1 protein-coding gene is annotated in these 25,071 nt (G+C 36.8%); it reads left to right on the top strand.

All coding sequences use genetic code 11. From position 1 onward, the window contains the following. The gene (locus OM075_RS17500; RefSeq protein ID WP_301191831.1) at positions 1-25,071 is read left to right on the top strand and encodes a PKD domain-containing protein; all 25,071 of its coding nucleotides are present in this window, start codon (positions 1-3) and stop codon (positions 25,069-25,071) included.

Here is a 25,071-nt window from a genome sequence, read left to right as displayed (position 1 = left end):
ATGATACATCTTAACACACACTATCAATACACAAAAGATGTACTCAATCGTTTTATGATGCGGTTGGGTTTTGTTATGTTTGTGATTTTTCTTTCTGGGAATTTATTATCGCAGACATATCAGTATAATACAGATTGTGCAGGTGGTTCAATATCTGCAGCATCAGTTTTAGCTGGAGCTATAACCGGGGGAGGAAATACTATTCCTGTCCAAACCGGAGGTACATTTAGTTGGAATCCATCGTATCCACTAGAGTTTACTTCTCCTTATGATGAGAACAGTATTATAACAAAGACTGCTACAGGAAATAATAATTATCAATTAGATTGGACTGTAGGTGGCATTACTTATAATATTCTTTTAAAAACTAGGGCAGGTTTTACCGCTCCGCTAATTATAGATTTTTATCCGTTATCATCAACAGTATGTGGTACTTATGATGCACAAGCTGGAATAACTATTCAGGGAGGTACAGGTACTTATAATGTTACAATTGTGGATGAGTTAAATGTACAAGTTTACAATGGTACATTGGTTGCTCCCGTAACAGATAGAGTTATCGATTTAGGGACTTTTAATATCGACAAAACCTTTACAATACAAACTGTTGCTGATTCTGATGGAAGTTGTAATGCTGATGTAACCACAGTTTCAGATATTACTTTTACAAGGGCATCTGCATCTACTCCAACTGTTACTTTATTTGATCCTATTGGAGGAGTAACAAGTGTATGTTCACCTTATAATGCAGGTTTTGATATAGAAATTACTGGGGGAACAGCCCCTTACGATATTGAATTTACTTCAGATGCAGGCTTTACAGTCGTAAATAATATTCCTTCCAATTTTACATGGAATAATACACCATATATTAATTTACCCAATACATATTCATTAGTAAGTGTTGTTGATGATAATGGATGTACTGCAGATTTAAGTGGAATAGCTGATTTTACCTACGTTGAAGGTGCTCCATTGGTATTGAATGTTTCTGGTTCTCTAAATCCTGTGTGTTCCACAGATCCTTTAGGATTAACACTTTCTTTGAATGCTAATAATATAAGTGACACACCGGAATTAGGAATTAATTATGTTCTGCAACGTGATACAGATGGAGATGGATTATTTGAAACAGATATTCAAACCCGAACAGGAGATGGTTTTTCATCCATAGCTTTTAATAAACAGACAACTGTAGGTACCTATCGAATCGTTGCTAAGGGATGTGGTGCGGATGTTGATATGAACAATACATATGAGATCGTTAATCCTCCTGCAATAAGGACACTTGTAAATACAGGTAATGCATGCGGTAGTGCAGAAGTTGTTGTGCCAAATACCGAAACAGGAGTTAGATACGACTTATATAGAGATAACGGATATACAGGAGCAAGTATTGATGGCGAAGACGGTGTTTCAAAATCATTTGGATTACAATTGGTTGCAGGTGATTATACTGTTGTTGCAACAAACATATCTTCTCCCGGATGTACTCAATTAATGAATGGTACATTAACTATTATTAGTCCGGATAACAGCTTTACATTATCAGCTGTTGGTGCTACTGCTTATTGTCAGGGAGTATTTCCTACAGGTATTTCATTGCGTTTAAGTGGCTCTGAAGTAGGTAATACTTATACCTTACAAGCTTATAATGAAGTAACTTTTGGATGGGATAATCTTGCTGGTACAGGAAAGTCAGATCCTGCTGGGAATGCTATACAATGGGATAATGTTGTAGCAAACAGATATCGAGTTCAGGTTAGTACACCACAGGGCTGTTCAGCAACAATGGGAGATATTACTATAACAGAACATGCTTTACCAACAGCAACTATAGAAATTGATCCTTCTAATAATTCTAAATGTAATAATGATTCTAAAAACTTTCCACTTAAAGTAACTTTAACTGGTACTGCTCCCTATGATTTTGTTATAAAGGATGATAAGACCCCAACTAGTACACATTCAGTAACGGATTGGGGAACTACTGCTTATAGTTTGTATGAGGTGGATCCTACAAGTACAACAACTTATACTATAATGCATGTTGTTGATGGTAATGGTTGTTCTAATACAGGTGCTGGGTCTGCAACTGTTACAGTGAAGGAGGCACCGGTTGTTGCTATCACTGGTGATACAGAAATTTGTGATGGGGACAATGGTACATTAAATACCTCTGTTTCTAATAATACTTTACCTACTACTTATCAATGGAGTACCACAGAAACGACACCTTCTATTACAGTTAATCCAAGTGCTACAACCCCGTATTTTGTTACGGTTATATCAGGAAATGGTTGCGATGCAACTGCAAATCAGGTATTAACAGTAAAGCCGTTGCCATCACCAACTTTTAATCCTTTGGATTTAAAGTATTGCGAGAATGATCCTTCCGTTAATTTGGGAGGTAGTCCTTCTGGAGGTTCTTATTATATTAAGGAAGGCACAGCTGCATATGTTAAGTATACTGGTATAACCTCTTTTGTTCCTGGTAACTTTTTAACAGGAGCAAGTACTTCTTTAAGTATTTATTACGAGGTGGATAATGGATGTGTAGGTACTTCTGCCACTCAATATACTACTGTATATGCACTACCAAATGTAAGTATTAATAATGTACCACCACAAATATGTTCCAATGGAGGTAATGTAACAGCTTATGGAAGTCCTGCTGGCGGTACCTGGACTGTTCCAGGGGGAGGTTTAAGTACAAGTTTGGATGTAAACGGAAATTTAGTTATTGATCCTACATCCAGTACATTAGGTACGCTATATGAAATTATTTATGAGTTTACTGATGGTAATAGTTGTACACAAACTTCAAGTGTTTTTACTACTATAGTTGATTTTAATCCTGGAAGTTTAGCAATGGATTTTGATGCGAATACTGTTGTAATTGAAGCTCCGGGAACTTATTGTCCTACCGATAATACAGATTATGATATCGTAGGATTAATAAATGGTTCAGCTCCTGCTACGGGAGATGGTGTATCGGGAACATTTAGCGGACCAGGCATAACTGTAGCGGATGCAGATCAAGGTACCGCAACTTTTAATCCGCAGTCAGCAGGTGCAGGTTCTCATACTATTCAGTTTACAATTGATAATGGAGCTTGTAGTGCAAGCATTACACAAACTGTAAATGTTGGAACAATTATAACTTCTACATTAGATGCTTCTTATTGTCAGGATGCTTCATTTATAGAGACTGTACAGTTTGCTCCTGCAGGTGGTACATTAACAATAAAAGATGGTGACGGTGATGATTCCGGTGCTAATCCAGTTTTAACTGACTTACGACCGGGTACCGACGCTTCAGAATATAAGTTTTCACCCGGAGCTTGGGAGGCTTTAGGAGTTCCTGCTGCCGGATCATTTGGTGGAGCAGGAACTTATACCTTTACTTATGCATATGATGATGGAACCGGATGTGTTACTTCTGAAGATTTTGAAGTAATAATTGGAGCTAGTGTTGATGCCTCATTTACAGGATTAAATAATAACTATTGTATTAGTGATGCAAATGCAACATTAACACCTGCTGGAGCAGTGGCTTCAATAACCTATTCTGGTTCGGGCATTATAGCTTCTACAAATCAGTTTTCTCCTGCTCTTGCAGGAGCAGGTACGCATACAATAACTGCTACAGCCACATCTGCTGCAGGGTGTACAGAAACATGGAGTAAGGATGTTACTGTTGTTGGTGTTACTAATTTGGATATTACAAATTTAGAAGATGCATATTGTTCTGACGATGCAGCTGTAACAATATTCGCCTCTAATGCCGGAGATGTAGGAACATACAATTTTATATCGACTACCGGTCCTGCAACAACTAATGCTAATCCATTGACATATACTGCCGGGGCTCAAACAGCTACATTTAATCCTAATGCTGACCCTAATGAATTAGGTTGGACTTATTATATAACCTATGAGTTTACCCCATCAGGTGCACCAGGTTGTAAATCTTCGGTTACTAAACCAGTAGAAATTTATGAAAATCATTCTGTTAACTTTAGCGGACTATTGTCTTCTGAATACTGTCAGGGTGATGATCCTTTTATTATTACAGGGGATCAGGGAGTTGGTGAATTTTATATTGATGGAGTTTTATTTGGTACCGGGTTAACGGATTTAGGTAGTGGTAATGTTGAAGTTGATGTTTCACAATTAGCAGTTGGTAATCACACAATTACTTATACACTGGAAAGACCTTATACTTTAAAAAGTTGTTATTCTTCAGAAACTAAATCTTTTAAGGTAATAGATGGGCCAGTTGGTATATATCAAGTTACAGGAGGAGGTCCTTATTGTCTGGATGATGCAAGCGGAGTCTCAATATATCTTGATGGTTCAACTGAAGATGTGGTTTATGAATTGTATTTGGATGGGACAGCAACAGGAAATACAATTACAGGTCCTTCTGGAGGTGGGCAGATAGAGTTTGCTAATATAACAGATCAAGGAACTTACACCATTGTTGCCAGAGTTACAACAAGTGCGGCATGTGAAAAAATGATGTTAGGTTCTGTTTTTGTTCATACTTATGATTTAAACCTTGGAATAAATAGTGTTTCAAATGTAACTTGTGCAGGAGCTGATGATGGAGTTGTAAGTCTTAGAGCTACAGGAGGTAGTGGAGCATATTCATACTGGAAACTGAATAGCGGAGGAAATCCTGCCACATTAACAGACTGGACAGAAAATACAAATACAGTTCCTAATGAATTTATTGACCTTTCTGTTGGAAAACATTATTTTCAAATTAGAGATCTTGATGTTGATGCTCCTTGTGTATTAGATAATTCCAGAGTTTTGGAAGTTACAATACTTGGGCCAACTGATGCACTAACTGTAACACCTAACGAAATTCAGAAAGTAGGTTATAATTGTGATAGCAATGCAGGTATTGGTTCTATCTCCATTTCAGGAGGCACTCGTTTTACTGATTTGGCCACTTATCCTTCTGGTTATAAGATTACATGGCCTGCTTCAGTAACTACCTTAAGTAACGATTCGCTAACTGCAACAGGTTTGTCACTAGGAAATTATACTGTTGTTGTTACTGATGCTCAGGGATGTAGTAAAACAAAACCAGTTTCAATTACCGAAGAAGCAGAGCTGACCTTAACTTATGCTTCGCAAGTAAACAATAAATGTTATGGTGATGATATTGCGACAGCAACAGTTTTAGCAGGAGGAGGTTCTGGTAATTATGAGTTTTCAATAGATACTGATGAAAATTGGTTAACAAGTTCATTAGCTCCAAGTTATACTACACCAACTTTAACTTCCGGAGCTCATACTATTTGGCTACGTGATGCAGTTCATCCCAATTGTAAAGTTTCAGTTAATGTTAACATAAGCGGACCAAGTAGTGCTTTGGACTTGATAGTTACTCCAACCGGAGAAACTTGTGCCGGATTGAAGGATGGAAAAGTATATCTTAATATTTCTGGAGGAGTAGGTCCATATGAGTATTCTCTAGATGGAAGTCCTTACGCACCAGTACCTTCACCAACACCTGAAGTGACAGGAATTGTCACTGGTCCACATACTTTAGAGATAAGAGATGCTAACTCATGTCCTGTTTCAAAATCTTTTGGTATTGATCCGGCAACACCAATTACTTTATCTGGCATAGCAACATCAGCTTCATGTAATAGTAATGTAGATGGTCAGGTTGTGCTTACAGCCAATCCTGCCAATGTTAATTATGTTTACTACAAGGATGGTGCAAATGAGCAGGCTTCGAATATATTTAAAGATTTAGCACAAGGAACTTATACATTTAAAGTTAAGGATGATGTAAAAGGTTGTGAATCATCAGATATTACTATAACTGTTAATCAACCAAGGTCATACACAACTACTCATGCATCTAAAGATGTTGTATGTGCAGGTGATGCCAATGGAACAATAACATTAACAACGACTTATGATAGTGCACCAACTGCTGGTGCATTTGAATATTCGATTGACGGAGGAACAACATGGCAAACTTCGCCATTAACCGGTTTACCATCAGGTTTTTATACGATAGAAGTTAAAGATCTTTCTAACGACTGTCAGATTACATATGGTTCAACAGTAGAAATTAAAGAACCAACAGGTGGCGAACTTGCTGTAACTCTAGATGCAACTTTGAGCAAACTAGTGTTAGATTGTGTAGATGATACAGATGGAAATATTGCTGTTGACTTAGGAACTCCAAATACCGGTTGGGGTAGTTATTCCTATAGTTGGAGAAGAACTGATAACAATGAAAATTTTGGAACACTACAAAATTTAAACGCCTCTGCAACGTCTGCATCAAAAACAGTAGTTGCTGGAACATATGAACTTACTGTTACTGACGCTGGTGGTTGCGCGTTAACTTTTGAAGAAACCATTACGGAACCAGATCCATGGAATGTAAATGTAGACGTTACTCCTAACACAATTCCTAATGCAGCAACAGAAGTTACAGTTGTTGGAAATGGAACAGCAACATTACAACCTGTATCAGGAGGAAGTGCCTCTGAAAGTTATAACTATGAATGGTTCGACAGTAGTGCCACTTCTTTGGCAAGTGGTGTAACTTCTGTTTCGAATCTAGATCCGGGTAACTATTATGTGGAAATTATAGATCTAACAGATGGTTGTAATACTAGAGTGAATTTTACAATTATAGATTCAACAGTTCCGTTGAATGCCAAATTTAATCCTTTTGATCAAGCTTGTTCAGGAGAAAATGGCAGAATAGAAATTTCAATATTAAGTGGAACACCTGATTTTACTATTAAGTATAAAAGAAACTCTGATCCTCAGGTGATGGTTCCAACTTCTTCTTCTTCGTTTACAATTACCGGAGAGCCAGGAGAATACGATATTGAAATAACCGATGCTGCAGGAGGAAGTATTTCAGCTACACGAACAATAGCAAGTGTCGACCCAATAGAGTTTAATAATGCAAGTGTTGATTATGCAAGTAATTGTGTAATAGATATTTCTGTTGATATTGATGTTCCTGATAACAATTATACAGGAATTTGGACAGTGCCTGTAGGTGCTGATGCTATTGCTGATCAGTCATTTACAACAGGAACAACTACAGTTTCAAAAAATGGATTAACTATAGCTGGAGATTATATTTTAACATTATATCATACAACAGAAAGTTCTTGTACAGAGTCTTATACTTTTAAAGTTCCTGATCCAATCATTTCACTTACAGAAGATTATGATGAACATAAAAATGTTAGTTGTTATGGTGGTGTTGATGGCTACTTAGCTGTTGATGTTACAGGAAGAGACGCTTCTCATGTATTTAATTATGTTTGGTTGAATACTAATACAGGAACCACATATAATACTGGTAGTAAGTCAACACTTGGTGATACAGAAGATGTTGAAGCCGGAGAATGGACTGTTACAGTAACTACTTCTGATGGAACATGCTCAGAGCCTATAAATTTACAGAAAGTTACTCAACCAGATGACTTTAGTATATTAAGCTACACCGTTACTGATGTAGAATCTTGTTCAATTGATAATTCAGGAAAAATTCAGGTAGAAATTGAAGGTGGTACTATGCCTTACGAAGTTTCGTTGTATGATGGAACAACTACAACTATACAAACTTTATCATCTACCTATTTTACTTTTGATCATTTATTAGCTGGAGATTATACCGTAACTGCTAAAGATGCAAGAAATTGTGGATTAGATTCAGAGAGCATTACCATAGAAGCGCCAGCAAGTGTTAAAGTTACAAGCTTTGATGGAACCATTGATTGTAATGGTACTGCCGATGGAGAAATAACTTTTGATATTAGCGGTGGATATCGCGACACCGAAAATCAAAGTAGTTTTGCTATTATTATTGAAGGAGATAATGGTTTTAGTTATAGTGAAGTGCTTGATTTAGATTGGGATACAGACGCCGATCCTTATGCTTATTCATTTAACAATACAACAGGTTTAGAACCTGCAACTTATACTGTTCAGGTTTGGGATGCAAAAAGTTCTGCTGGTGTTAATGTAACTTGTCCTGTACCAGCTTTTGAGCAAAGTGTTACTTTACAATATATCGAGATAGCTGGAGATATTACAAATGTGTCATGTAGTGGAGGTGTTAATGATGGAGCTATTTCTAATGTCACTATTACTGGTACATCTGGAAATTATACTTTTGCATGGACGACAACAGCTGCAATTGATAATTTGAATTATACTGTATTGGATCAGAGTGGTTTGGCTCCAGGTACTTATACTCTTACTATTACTGATGTTACCAGGGGATGCTCTGCCTTTAAAGAGTATAAAGTTGAGGATGGGCACTTACTAAAAGTAAGTTCATATCTAAGTAAGGATGTTTCATGTTTTAATGGAACTGATGGATCTATAGAACTTACAGCATCTCCATCTGGTGGTAATTATGTTTACTCTATCGACAATGGTGCTAATTGGCAGACTAGTAATCTGTTTGAACGTTTATATGCTGATACTTATGAGGTACTTGTTCAGGATCTCGACTATAGTTGTGAATCAACAGTAGAAAATGTTACAGTCGGTCAACCTTCTGATATTACGATTAATACGGTGACTTCAACTACGGATGAAACATGTTATGGTTATGCTGATGGTAAGTTTACAGCTGATGCAACAGATCCAGATGGAGGCTTCTTGCAATATGCCATAGAAACAGATACTTCTGGAGATCCTATTTATCAGGATAGTCCAACATTTACCGGACTGGCTGCTGGTACCTATCCTTTATGGGTAAAGCGTTTAGGTACAGATTGTTATGTGTACGAAGCCACTTATGTTACTATCGTAAATCCAGCAAATGCACTAAGTGTAACAGCAAGTGTTAAAAATATAGATTGTATTGATGATAAAGATGGAGCTATTGATATTGCAGCAACTGGCGGTTGGGATAGTTCATATTCTTATACATGGACAAATACAACAACAGGAACTAGTGTAACTCCTGATGCGAATGGAGATGTTTCTTCCTTAGCTGCAGGAACTTATGAGGTTGTTGTTACAGATGATCAGGGATGTACTGTTGCTTTGGAAAGTACTGTTACTGCACCGGATGCATGGTATGTAAATGTAGAAACTACAAATAACACGATTCCAAATACTGCTTTAGGCGCAACTGGCAATGGTACTGCCACACTCGATCCTGTTTCTGGCGGTAGTTCAGATGCAACTTATTTATATGATTGGTACGATGCTTTTGATGCTGCCGGCTCTCTTCTTTTAGTGGATCAAACGACAACTGCGTTAACTAATTTAGATCCAGGTAATTATTCGGTTAAAGTAAGCGTATCCTCAACTGGATGTTCTCATGTGGTTAACTTTACTATTGCAGATGAATCTGTTCCATTAGCTATTTATGTTGATCCAACAAATGCAGCTTGTTATGGAGAGTATGGCGCCATAAGGGTTACGATGACTTCAGGTACAGCTCCTTATGCTATTGTTATTCAACGCGAATCAGATCCTGCTGTTTCTATCAGTACTTATAATAGTACGTATTTATTCGAAAATCTTTTACCGGGAAATTATTCAATTACGGTTAAAGATGATCTTACAGGTGTAGTAACAAAACCAGCTATAATTACTGAACCTGATGCTTTTTCTGCTGAAGGTACAGTTAGTTATAATAATTGTGCTGCTGAATTAGATGTTACAGTTAGCTTGGCCGGAGATTATACTATTTCATGGGAAGTACCTGTTGGAGAGAATGTGATAACTGGTGAAACTATAGATAATACGACAACTTCATTTTCTACTATAACAGTTACTGAACCAGGGGATTATACTTATACATTGACTAATACAACTACCGGTTGTACTTATTCAGAAACGCTTTCTGTTGATGAACCTACAATTACCATAACTGAGGATGTAGATCAACATGTTGATGTAACTTGTTACGGCGGGGATGATGGTTATTTAAGAGTAAATGTTTCTGGTCGTGAGGTTGGTCATTTGTTTACTTATGTGTGGACTGATCCTACAGGAACAGATTACGATACAGGTACAACACCATCAATTGGTTCTACAGATCCTGTAGTTGCAGGAAGCTGGAGTGTGGAAGTAACTTCCGAAGATGGTTGTACTCAGACTTTACCAGGTATTGCGGTAGATCAGCCAGATGAATTATTGATCAATAATATTGATATTACAAATATTACTACTTGTAGCGAAGATACTCTAGGAGCTGTCGAAATTACTATTACCGGAGGGACAGCGCCATATACAGTTCAGATGAGTAATGGTATTACCAGTCGTTCAGAAGTGGGTTCAAAAACAGTATTCACTTTTACAGGATTGCCTGCAGGAGATACTTATAACCTGACTGTTACTGATGCGAATACTTGTTCTGCAACAAATGAAACAGTTATTATTGAAGCACCAGTTCCAATTGTTGTTGATATGGAAGGATCTATCTCTTGTAGCGGTACTGCTGATGGTATAATTACACTTGATATTTCTGGTGGTGTTGAAGATGCAAGTAGTAATAACTATTACGATGTAGTTATTTATGGGGATAATGGTTTTTACAAAAGCTTTACCATTAATACGACTAATATGCCATATAGTACCGATACTGATTTCGGTAATTTGGATGAAGGTACTTATACTGTTGAAGTTAGAGATGCTTTAGCTTCTAAAGATTTATACGGGTATTGTGATAATCCTGCTTATGAAGGATTAGTTACACTAGAGCAAATAAGAATTGTTGGCGAAGTAAACCATAAATCGTGTAACGGTGGAACTACCAACGATGGAGCTGTAACAAACTTTACTGTTACCGGAACAGAAAATTATAATTGGGAATGGTATGTTGAAGGTGTTCTTGATATTTCTGGTACCGGTGATGTGCCTGATATGGAGAATCTAGATGCAGGTAATTATAGCTTAAAAATAATAGACCTTGATAGAGGAAGCTGTGAAGTTTCAGAACCTTTTGAAGTTCAAAATGGAATAACAATCTCTATTAGTAATTACAGTAAAACTAATGTAACTTGTTTTGGTGGTAGTGATGGAAGTATTGAGTTAACAGCCTATCCTGAAGGTGGAAATTATGTATATTCTATTGATGGAACTAACTGGCAAACTTCAAATACTTTTACTGGTTTAACATCTGATAATACTACGCTTACGAAGACTTATAATGCTTACGTACAGGATTTAGATTATGGATGTATTTCTGCAGCTCAAAATATTGAAATTACGCAGCCAACAGAAATTACAATTACTGCTATTGTAGCAGCCGACATTACGCATGTTACTTGTGAAGGTGATTCTGATGGATCATTTAAAGCAACAGCTGCAGATGGAGTGGGTTCTGTTTTACAATATGCTGTTACAACAGTTACATCAACAACTCCTGTTTATCAGGATAATCCAATCTTTACAGGTCTTTCTGCAGGTAGTTATCATCTGTGGGTAAAACGAGTAAGCGATGGTTGTGAGGTTTATCAAGAAGATTATGTAACGATAACAGAACCAACAGGTGGTAGTATAACAATTACTTTAGATTCAAAAACTGATGTTACTTGTTATGGTAATGCAGAAGGAGCTATCAATATCTCTGTAAGTGGAGGTTGGGGAACTTATACTTATGAATGGAGAAATAAGGAAACCAATGTGTTAGTGAGTAATACAGACGAGGATATTAGTGGATTAGAAGCTGGTACTTATGTGGTTACTGTAGCTGATTCAAAGGGTTGTTCAGCAACATTTGAAACAACAATTACAACTCCTAATGATTGGGATATTAACCTGACGACTACAGATAATACCGTTCCTAATACTGATTCTGGAGCAACCGGAGATGGAACAGCTACACTTGATCCTGTATCAGGAGGTAGTGATCCAGCAAGTTATACTTATGCATGGTATATGGAAGATGCTTTAAGTCCGGGAACATACAACCTATATTCAGGAACAGTAACAACAACCACTGCATATAATGATTTAAACCCAGGAAATTACTATGTTGAGGTAAAAGGAGGAGTATCAGGATGTACACAAAAAGTGTACTTTACCATTGGTGATACTTCAAAGCCATTAGAAATTAAAGCTTCTTCAGAAAACCCTATTTGTTATGGGGAGACTGGTGATATTCGAGTTACGATGACTGCAGGTACACCTCCGTATGAGATTAGTATCCAAAGAGATTCCGATCCTGTTCAGATAGAAACAACCGCAAGTAGCTACTATATATTTGAAGATCAACTGGCAGGAAACTATACAATTAAAGTCACAGATGCTGCTGGGGGAGAGGCTACAGATAACGAGTTTATTGTTGATCCAGATGAAGTTACGATAGTTTTATCTTCTGAATTTGTTTCAGGATGTATGGCAGAAATTACTGCTACAGCAACAATAAGTGATGCTGCTTCTACAGATTATACTGCTTACTGGACTGTTCCTACAGGAGCACCAGTACTTAATGAAGTTACTACTGTAACAAGTGGAACTGATATAACACGAAGTGTTACTGTCGGTGGAGATTATACATATACTGTTGAGCATACAACTAATGGATGTGCAGTATCTGAAACTATAACTGTTCTGGAACCTTCATTTACTGTTGCCGAAGATGAGTCGCAACATAAAGATGTTTCTTGTAATGGAGGTAATGATGCTTATCTGGCTGTTGAAGTAACAGGTCGTGAGGCCGGTCAGGTATTTACTTATTCTTGGACAAACGGAACAGACACTTATGATACCGGTAATATACCAACCCTAGGAGCATCTCAGGCTGTAACAGCTGGAACATGGACGGTTTCTGTAACAGCAGAGGATGGTTTAGGAGCTGATAATTGTACCGTTTCGTTAGATATTGAGGTTACTGAGCCGGATGCTTTGACTATTACAGATTACGAAATAACAGATATTACCACATGTAGCATTGACGTTTTAGGAGCTTATAGCGTATCGCTTACAGGAGGTACTTATCCTTACACTGTTGAGTTGAGCAATGGTTCAACTACTTTAACACAAACAGCTGCACAAACAGTATTTACTTTTACAGGTTTAGAGAGTGGAGATTATGTATTGTCTGTTTCAGATGCCAATGCCTGTACTTTAGCTGATGTTAATGTTTCAATCAATGCTCCTAAACCAATTTATATCACTAATGTAGTTGGAAGTATTACTTGTAGCGGAACGGCCAATGGTTCAATTACTTTTGATATTGAAGGAGGGTATACCTCAACAACTAATACTAATGTTTATGATGTAATTATTGATGCTGAAAATGGTTTCTATTACCACTTCCAGCTTACTAATCCAGATGCATCAACACCTGTATCTTATACTACAACAACAGCATTAGAAGCAGGAACTTATACCATTGAGGTGAGAGATTACCTGGCAGCTGATGATTTGGAAGGTGTTTGCCCTGATCCGGCGGATTCGGAAAATATTACCTTGTCTCAAATTGAAATATCAGCTTTAATTAAAGATAAGACTTGTCCTGGAGGTTCAAATAATGGAGAAATCTATGATGTATTGATCTCGGGTGGTTCTGGCGATTATTCGTGGAAGTGGACTTACCCGGATAATTATAAAGTATTAGGAACTGGCGATGTAGCAAGTATTTATAACCTTGATATTGGTGAATATACTTTTGAAGTAAAAGATAATCAGACAGGTTGTTTAATTACTTCTAATACTGGAGATTATGTGGTAGGTTACGAGCGCGAACTTTTAATTACCGATTATAACCTAAAAGATGTTTCTTGTAATGGAGATGAAGATGGTTATATTATCGACATAGAAACAAATAGCGATGATGCTTCTTCGTTAAGTTATCATTGGGTTGGCGTCGATACAGCTAACGAAAACAATACCGAACAAGTTGATCTTTCGGCAGGTAATTATAAACTGACAATAACTGATACAGATGGTTGTACCGCTGTTCTTGAAGAAAAAATAGAAGAGCCGGATCAACTTACATTTACCCTAAATAATGACCTGACTTGTAGTCCGTTTAACCAACGTATCTATGTTACCGGGTTAATAGGAGGTAATGGAGATACAGATAAATATAGCTACCAATGGGAAGGTCCCGATGGTAATTTATTATCTGTAATTGGTGGTGAAATTGATGTTACTAAAAAAGGAAATTACAGACTTACTGTAACTGACGAAAAAGGATTATGTTCTTTATCAAGAATTATTAATGTATCTGGTGAGATTAACATTACAATTGAGCGTATCGAAGATATCACATGTAATGGAGGTCTTGGATTAATTGAGATAAGTGCCAGTGGAGGAAATGCTGATAATTTGTTTACTTATAATTGGCAAAAGGAAACTGCAGCAGGAGTTTGGACAGATGTAGATGTCTTACCTTCAGCCTTAGTTAACGGAAATACTGTGTTAAACAATGTTCCAGCCGGAGTTTACAGGGTGGAGGTTACCAATGTTACGGATAATTGTGTTACAACATCATCTAACTATCTATTGGCCGACCAGGATGAAGTGTCTTATATAGATGTTATACCAAAACATATTGATCGTTGTAATGGTGATAATACAGGAGAACTTGAAATTCGTGTTACTGGCGGAAGCGGGACTTATTATCTGGATTATAATGAAGATGGAAAAACTGATTTTACATCTACTGATGGAACATTTTTAGTATCTGGATTAACAGCAGGAGAATATCAATTACGTGTAGTAGATAGTAATGGTTGTGATACTGATCCCGCATTATATTCTGTAGAAATAGAGCAGCCTGATCCGCTGGTGCTAACAGTTGATTATACCAAAACCATTATTGACTGTGAAATAGAAGGTACTGGAGAAATTCAGTTTAGTGTTGCAGGAGGTAATCGTGATACAAGTGGTAATCCTTCGTATAAAATTAGCGTTACAGGACAAATAGACCGTGATGTAACAACTGAAGGTGCAACACAAACTTATTCAGGTTTAGAAGCCGGAACATATACCATTTATGTTCAGGATATGTTAGCTAGCGATCCTGCATCGTGTACAACAGCTAGGGAAACTGTTGTATTAGAGCATATTTTAATTTCTGGCGATGAAACCAATAATACTTGTGCAGTAACTTCTAATAATGTTGGAGCGATAAGTAATATCACAGTTACCGGAACTTCTGATAACTGGACATGGGCTTGGGATGAAACAAATGGAGATCCTGTAACCGATAATACTCAACTTGATCAGGAAAGTTTACCTGTAGGTACTTATATTTTAGTAGTTACAGATACAGATAGAGGATGTTCAGTTGAGAAGACTTTCGAGATTGAAGCGGATACAGAATTAACAATAACAGGTGTTGCAGTGCCTATTAGCTGTTATGGAGCTGGAGATGGTAAAATTTCTGGTGTAACTGTTTTAGGTACTTCAAATTATAATTATACTTGGTCTGGTCCGGGAACACTTGATCAAACACGTATTGATGGTCAGGATGATCTTGAGGCTGGTACTTATGTGCTTTATGTAGAAGATATAGATAATGGTTGTCAGGTAAGCGAAAGCTTTGAGATTACTGAGCCAACTGAAATAACTTACGATTTAGAAGAGGTTATTGAATCTTGTTCTCCTTACGAAAGAGGAATTAACCTAACGAACCTTACTGGAGGTAGCGGTTCGTATACTTTCACCTGGACTGGTCCTGCAGGAGAAGTTACCAATTCTCAAAACCTGACTGGTTTAACTGTTGGTGGAGAATATACCGTTGTTGTAAGCGATTATAGTTGTAATATTACCAAGTCTGTTTACATTGAAGAAGAAGTAAATATTACCACTGATGTCACCAATATTAAATGTAAAGGTGATGCCACAGGTATAATAGCAGTTCCTAAAATAACAGGAGGTTCAGGAAACTTTAGTTATGTGTGGACTAAAGATGGTGTCGAATATAAAAAAGGACCGACTATTTCTGATATTGATTTAAGTGGCTTGAGTGCCGGAGTTTATGAACTTACACTTACCGATAATGGAACAAGTGATGCTTCTGGAGCTTGTACTTACACGGTTACTGAGACCTTAACTCAACCAGATGCCATTGTGGTTACCGGAGATGTAACAGATATTACCTGTAATGGTGCCCAAAATGGAACTATTAACATTCAGGTTGCAGGTGGAACAGAACCATATAGTTATAAATGGAGTACCGTAGATGGTTCTGGTTATAATGAAATTGCACAAAATCAAATTGGTTTGTCCGGAGGTACGTATACTGTTCAGGTTACAGATGCCAGAGGGTGTTTATCTGTAGAAACATCTTTTACTATTAAAGAAGTTGATGCTATTGATTTTGAATTAAACAGAACAGATACAAACTGCGATGGCACTACAGGTGTAGTTAAAATCGAAAACCTTTCAGGAGGTTCTGGAAAATATCAGTATTGGTGGAGTACAGATGATGGTGCTGGTATTGTTCAGGGAAGTTTGAATCAAGTAGCACTTGAAGGTGGAACTTATATTGTTAAAGTTTGGGATGAAGATTATCCAACTTGTTTCCTTGAAAAAGAAATTTCTTTAACAAAAGCTTTAACAATAAAATCAACAGTTAAAAATCAAACATGTAATACCGTTGCCAATGGGCAAATAGATATAGCTGTTTCCGGTGGTATTGCTCCTTATACGTATGAGTGGACTCCGGCTGTAGGTATCGATGATGTGAATGTTGCTGGTCAAAGTAACTTGGATGCAGGAGCATATACATTAAAAGTGACAGATTCAAGACCTGCTATTGATGGAGGACCATGCTCTTTAACAACAACAATTGTAGTGGGAATTGATTTTGACCTTCAGGTTGAATACAATGTAAGTGAAGTAAGTTGTAACGGAGGTAATGATGGAGCTATTAACCTCACGAAGATAACTGGTGGTTTAGCAGAAAATTATTCCTTTAAATGGAGTGGTATACCATTGGGTAATGATGCAAACTCACAAAATCAAGCTGGTTTATTAGCCGGGGATTATACCGTAGTCATTACCGACGATGATTCAGGTTGTTTTATTACACAAACAATATCTGTAGATGAACCAGGAGAGCCTGTTCAAATCACAGATATTACGATAGGACATATTGATTGTAAAGGTGGTTCTACAGGTACGATTGATATAACTGTAGAAGGAGGTACTCCATTTAAGGATGCTTCTGGAAATGATTACTATAAATATCAATGGGTAGGTCCAGGAATTGGTTTAGTTCAGAATTCACCAAATCAGAAAAATCTTACAGTAGGAACATATACTGTAACTGTAATGGACTCTTTAGGCAATACAGGAGGATGTATGGCATACAGTGGTGATATCGTAATTACGGAACCCTTGGAAGCTATTAGTGCATCTGTAACAGATATTCATCATGTTTCAACTCAGGGGGGAAATGATGGCTCAATAGAGATCTCTGCATCAGGAGGAACAGGTAGCCTTCACTATGAATGGTCAGGTGTGGAACATGACGGACAAACTCAAATTACAGTAAGTCATATAGGATCAAATCCAACGGAACTAATTGCCGGTGTCTATGAAGTAATCATCACTGATGATAGCGGATGTTCTCTTACATTAGAAGATATTATTGTTACAGAACCAGATTTACCATTAAAGATGTCGGTAAATACTCAGGATATTAAACCTTGTAATGGTGATGCCAATGGAGTTATACAAGTTGATGCATATGGCGGTCAGGCTCCATATACAATCACATTGCTACAGGGTGCTACGATAATTCGTCAGATTTCTGCATATCAATTAAGAGAAGAAGGTTTGAGTAAGGGTAATTATGTTGTTCAGATTGAGGATGATAATGGTACTGTTATAATTAAGAACGATGTCGAAATTAATGAGCCTGATGTTTTGGAATTGTCTGCTACTGTTACTACCCATTCAAGTTGTTATAAAGGTACCAATGGAAGTATATCATATACTATCTCGGGAGGGACATCGAATTACTATGTACTTGTTACAGGCCCAGGATTATATAGAAATGAATCTTCAGGAATTAATACTGGTACGTACTCTTTAAATGGATTATCCGCAGGAGAATATAGAATACTGCTGATTGATGACAATAGTGGTAATGGATCCTTTATGCTTAATGAAAATTGTTATAAAGAGGAATTTATTACCATCACTCAGCCAGAGGCTGTTGTAACGATATTAGATGATTCCGAAATTTGTTTAGGAGAGTCTGCTAATATTCGTTTGTCTGTATCTAACTATACAGGTTCTTATCCGTTAACGGTAGATTTAAGCGATGGAAAATCAGTTTCATTGGCAAGTTCCAACCAGCTATATACAGTCAGTCCTGTTGAAGATACAGAGTATACTATTGTTAATGTATATAATGCTGCCGGTAATTGTTTGCAAGGAACAGGAACCGGGTCAGCAGGTGTAACTGTACATGAATTACCAGCTGCGCATATTGCATTAATAGGTAGTGAGGAACTATGTTTTGGAGATGAAGCCCAATTCAATATTCATTTTGAAGGTGTAGCTCCTTTTAATGTAACTTATTTTGATGGTGCAATTCAAACTGAATTAACTAATATATTGAAAAAGGATACTCTGATTAACGTTATACCTCAAGTTGGCACAACAAATTATACAATAACAAGTATTACAGATGTTAATTGTGTTGGAACTTATTCTGGTATAGCATCTGTAACAGTAAATGAGTTACCATCAGTTACAATGGACGTTGATCCTGCTGATGCTCTTATATGTGCAGGAGATGCTTCAGAGATTATCTTTGAATTCCCATCTGGGAAAGAAGATTATAGAGTTACATTCACAGAAAATGGAGTTTTACGTTCAGTGAATGCTGTACCTTTAGGAGCTGATGGAAGATATTTATTATCAGTGAATCCAGTTGTATCTACAACCTATAAATTAGTTTCTGTAAGGGATGGAAATAATTGCGATGTACTTATTTCTGAGAATAATGAGATTAAAATTGAAGTAAAACAATCTCCAGGTAATGCTGGGGTAATATATGGAAATACGGTTGTTTGTCAGGGAGAGCAAATGGTTGAGTATGTTGTGGATTCTATTCCTTATGCAGAAAACTATTTATGGAATGTTCCTGCATCTGTAGGATCTGTTGTCAGTCAAACTGACACCTCCATTATTATTAACTTCAATTCTGATCTCGTAAATGGAAGTATTACAGTAAGGGGTAGTAATAACTGTGGTGAAGGAGCTCCGTTTAATTTGGCTATTACTGCAAATCCATTACCAGATAAACCAGAACAACCTAAAGGCTTAAAGTCTATTTGTGCGGGAACAAAAAATATTTCATACACAATTAGTGAGGCTGATCATGCAACAAGTTATGAGTGGTTATTACCGGAGGGTTTTGAATTTGTTAATAATGATAGAAGTGGAGTAACAATATTGGTTAATTTAGTAGATGGTTATTCTGACTTTACAGGAGATATTCGAGTTATTGCTGTTAATGATTGTGGAAAGTCTATTGAGTCAGAACCTTTAACTATACAAATAAACCCAATACCAATTCCGAATGCAGGAGTTAAAGAAGATGGTATTTGTTTATCTACCCATAGTTTAAATGCTTTAGATCCGGGAACAGGTTATACAGGAATTTGGAGTGTGGATAGGGAAGTAGGAACAGGTTTAATTGTGCAAGGTGATGAAAATAAAGCTAATGCAGATATCTATAATCTTTCACATGGTGATAATGGTTTTATTTGGACTGTAACAAGTGATGCAGGTTGTAGCTATAGTGATACTGTAGTAATTACTAACGATCAGTTTGATGTTAATGTATCTGCATATAGCGAGACCGTTTGTGATGGAAGTGCTGAATTAACCGGTTCTCCTATTCCTGAAGGCGCAACAGGATCTTGGGAAATTACTTCAGGCATTGGAAATATTGTTGTAGATCCAGCAAATAATGCAAATGCAGTTATTAATGGTTTGGGATTAAACAGTAATACAATTGTTTGGAGTGTTTCAAAAAACAATTGTGTAAGTTCAGCATCTATAGATATTGAAAATAACCAGACAACAACAGCAACTATTGCAGATCAAAATGATATACTAATTAATGAGGTTAATATTTGTGGAACACAACCTATTGTTTTAAAAGGAAGTGTACCAACATTTGAAGAAAAGGGATTTTGGCAAGTAAAATCAGGGTCTGTAATAATTGATAACGTTAATAATCCGATTATAAATGTATCAAATATAGATTATGGAGATCATGAGTTAGTCTGGAATATATTGAAAGGTTCTTGCATGTCACAAACTAGTGTTATTATTAAAAATAATGCATATGATGTCGAAGCTGGTATTGATCGATATACTTGTGATGGAACTACTATGCTTAATGGCACTGAAGTACCAATAGGTACAACTGGACAATGGACCATTATTGAAGGAGAAGGTTATTTTGTTGAAGGAGGAGATAAGTCGTCAACAGAGGTAACTGGACTAGATCAGTCGACTCCTGATGGTAGAAACATATTCAGATGGACATTAACCAGAAATGGCTGTAAATCATACGATGAAGTTACGGTCTATAACGATCAGCCTTCAATAGCAGAAATAGCAGGAGGAAGTAGCTCTATTGCCATATGTGATTATGAATATAATCTTCATGCTGTAGCGCCTCAATATGGTAATGGGATGTGGAGCATAGTTTCAGGAAAAGCTAAATTTGATGATCAAACAGATCCTAATACCAGAGTTTATGATTTAGCTAATGGAGATAACGTTTTCAGATGGACTGTTTTAAATAATACATGTTCATCTTCCGTTGATTTTACTGTTACAAATTTACATGTTGATACTTATGCGGGTGCTGATACAGCAGTGTGTGGTAGAACTGCTAAATTAAATGCAACACCGGTTCCGGATGGAGCTACAGGTCAATGGACATTAGTTAGTGGTTCGGCAGGAGTTATTTTTAACCCGGCAAATACACAAGCAGATGCTTTTGCAACATCATTAGGGCATGGAACCAATGCATTGGTTTGGACAGTTACTAAAGATGGATGTGTTTCTAGAGATACGGTAATTGTTTCAAATAATGCTCCATATGAGGTTGATGCGTCAACTTATATTTATACCGATGGGAATGCCACTACATTGAGGGCTGAGATTCCGGAAATTGGATCAGGAGTTTGGTCATTAGTGGAAGGTAGAGGAGAGATTGTTAATCCATATTTAGCAACAACAGAAGTAACTAATTTATTACCAAATTACAATTATTTCAGGTGGACAGTAACTAATGTAAATTGTGTTGAATATGTGGATGTTGCTGTTCAGAGTGGTGTGTTAGCAGATGCTGATGCAGGTTTGGATCAATTACATTTATGTGAAGATTATACTACTCTTAATGCAAATGAACCAGAAGGAACTTATGGAGAATGGACTATTGTTGAAGGTAGTGCTGATTTTGAATCGTACAACAATGCCAAAACAAGAATCACTAATATTCGTTCCGGACAAAACGTATTTAGATGGACCTTACGATTTGCAGGAGGAAGTGAAAACTTTACTACAGATACGGTTATTATAATTAACAATAAACCTTCAATTGCAGATGCCGGATTAGATATTTTTGAATGTGGCGATGCTACTACACTTAATGCAAGAGAGCCGGTAGAAGGAGCAGCCTCTTGGTCCATTTTATCTGGAGGTGGTATTTTTAGTGATAATACAGATCCTAAAACATTAGTTACAGATCTTGCCAAAGGTGAAAACGTATTTAAATATCAAATACAGCAAGATATTTGTTTCTCTTATGATACAATCAGTGTATTTAATTTTGAGCCTTCAGAAGCGTATGCCGGCGAAGATCAGGTGGTTTGTCAGGATTCAGCAGTGCTAAATCCTGAGATTCCAAAATATGGTGAAGGTACATGGAAAATTATTGAAGGTGCTGGTAAAGGTAAAGACGCAAATGGTAATGAAATAGATCAAATTAAGGGTGCATATGTTTATAGTTTAGCACCGGGTGTTAATAAGTTAGTTTGGGAAGTTAAAGTTCCTGAAGCGGCTTCAAGTTGTGTTAAACGAGATACACTTACCATCGTTAATAATCAACCATCACTTTCCTTTGCAGGTCATGATAGGTCAATCTGTACAGATACGGTTTCGTTATCAGGTAGTGTTCCTGTATACGGAGAGGGAACCTGGACATTATTATCAGGTTCTGGTGTGATTGCCGACTCATCGCAGACTAATACATTAGTAACAGGTCTTGGAGTAGGTAAAAACAGATTCAGATGGACCATTGACAATAATGGATGTACTTCCTATTCTGATGTTGAAATCGCAAATAATCTAATTGAAGCATTTGCAGGTTACGATCAGGTTAACTGTGTTGATACAGCAAGTTTGGAAGGTAATAACCCTCTACCAGGAGTTGGAACCTGGGGAATTGTTGGTGGATCCGGTTCTGCTAACTTTGAAGACAATGAAAGTCCATATACCGAGGTAAGAAATCTTGATAAAGGAGAAAACATACTGACATGGACCATTGACTATAAGGGATGTCGTTCTGTTAGTGAAGTCAAGATAACAAATAATGAACCTTCTAAGGCCTTAGCTGGTGATAACAAAGCTACTTGTGAAAATAGCATATTTCTTGGAGCTGCAAATCCAGAAGTCGGAACTGGTTATTGGACTATTAGAAGTGGTGGTGGAGTTTTTGTAGATGCAAATAACAACTCAACACAAGTTAATAATCTGAAATTCGGATCTAATGTTTTCCGTTGGACTGTAGAGAATAACGGATGTCAATTGTATGATGATGTTGAAATTAGCTTTAACAGAATAGATGCAGTAGTAGGTGGTACTCAGGAAATATGTGCTGATCATACTTTCCTTGATGCAAATAATGCATCACCGGGAGTTGGAACATGGTCCGTTGTTGGAGGATCAAGTCAGGCGAGATTTGTTGATACTCATGATGCCACTACAGAAGTTCTGGATTTAGCTAAAGGCAATAATATTCTAAGATGGACAATTAACAATGAAGGATGTATTACTTCTGCTGAAGTTTCTGTGATTAATCACACTCCAAGTACAGCTTATGCAGGAAATACTCAGGAGATTTGTGAAAGTACTACCGTATTAGATGCAACTGCTGTTAGTATTGGTACAGGATCATGGGAAGTGCTAATCGGAGCTGGAACAATTACTTCAGATCAGATTAATAATCCAAAAGCTGATATTTCTGGTCTTTCTAAAGGTGAAAATGTACTTAGATGGACTGTTACCAGTGATAATGGATTGTGTACTTCAACTGATGATGTTACAGTAATAAACAATGAACCTTCAGAACCATATGCCGGCGCTGATGAAGAATATTGTTCACCAACTGTGGTATTAAAAGCAGCAGTTCCTGATTTTGGAACAGGTAACTGGTCTATTTTTGAAGGAGGAGGTAATTTTGATGATTCAACTTTACCAAATGCAACAATCACTAACCTTACTGAAGGTTTGAATGTACTCAGATGGACCATAACTCAAGGACAGTGTACCAAATATAGTGATATTGAAGTAATGAATAATGCACCAACAACAGCTAATGCTGGTCCGGATATTGAAGATTGTAAAGATTTTGCTGAACTGGATGCAAATATACCAATTCAAGGAGTAGGATTCTGGACATTGATAAGTGGTAATGCTAATTTTATTACTGAAACAGATGCTAAAACACGTGTTGAAGGATTAACTTTTGGTGAAAATATTTTAATGTGGAATATTCAGAAGGGTAGTTGTATTAGTTCCGATCAAATTACAGTTTTCAATCAAATACCAGATCAGGCCCAAGCAGGAACAGATAGAAGCACTTGTGAAGACTATTTAACATTAAATGCAAATGATCCGAATACAGGTATAGGTACATGGATTGTTCTTTCAGGTAATGGTGAATTTGATGATCCAAACAGTCCAACTACTATTGTTCGAGAATTAGGTTTGGGTCAAAATAGGTTCAAATGGTTAGTTTCTTATGGAGAATGTACAACTGAGGATGTTGTTGAAGTGGTAAGTAACAAAGCCAATCCATATGCAGGAGAAGACGCTGTTGTTTATGAGTCAGAATTTGAATTAAAAGCTTCTAATCCTGGAAATTTAGGGGCATTATGGTCAATTGTGGCAGGAAGTGGAGATTTTGAAGATAATACCTACTTTAATACAACAGTAAGGAATCTTTCAGAAGGTGTTAATACATATAGATGGTTGATGAATGTAAACGGTTGTATTACTTATGATGATGTAAGTATCGAATACCGTGTAGTTCCGGATGCAGCATTTATTGTAGATACAATCAGAGGATGTTATCCATTATCTATTCAATTTACTAATTATTCTGATGGAGGCAGCAGCTTTATTTGGGATTTTGGAGATGGATATAGTTCTTCAGACAGGAACCCGGTGCATACATTTGATGATCCTGGAGTTTATACAGTAACATTAACGGCTCCTGGACCAGATGGAGTAAATGGAGTATTTACCAAGGATATCACAGTATATGATCATCCAGTTGCAGAATTCAGTTATGATCCAAGAATAGTATATATTCCAGGAGGTAATGTAATGTACAATAGTATGTCAATGAATGCAATAAACTATTTGTGGGATTTTGGAGATGGACAAACTTCAACATTAGTTAATCCTTCACATGAATATGAGAATGAAGGAGTATATGATATTTCATTAACTGTAGAAAGTGAATATGGATGTAGAGATGAAATTTTAAAACCTAATGCTGTTACAGTCAAACCAGAAGGGTGGATTGTTTTTCCAACAGCTTTTATTCCAAGAGCAGATGGTGGAACAGCAGCTATTATTGATGAAAGTATTAAGAATGTTATCTTTAAACCTGTATCTAAAGATGTAGATCAATATAAACTACAGATTTTTAATCGTTGGGGACAACTGATTTTTGAAAGTACAGACATAAATGAAGGATGGAATGGTTTTTATAATAATACCCTTTCACCTAAGGGAGTATATGTTTGGAAAGTAATTGGAACATTTATCAGTGGTAAACAATTCAGTGAAACAGGAAGTGTTTTATTAGTAAGATAA

It is taken from the genome of Plebeiibacterium sediminum, assembly GCF_026013605.1.
GTDB lineage: Bacteria > Bacteroidota > Bacteroidia > Bacteroidales > Marinilabiliaceae > Saccharicrinis > Saccharicrinis sediminus.
The sequence above is the reverse complement of the archived record's forward strand: the minus strand, read 5'-3'. Positions and strand labels throughout refer to the sequence as shown.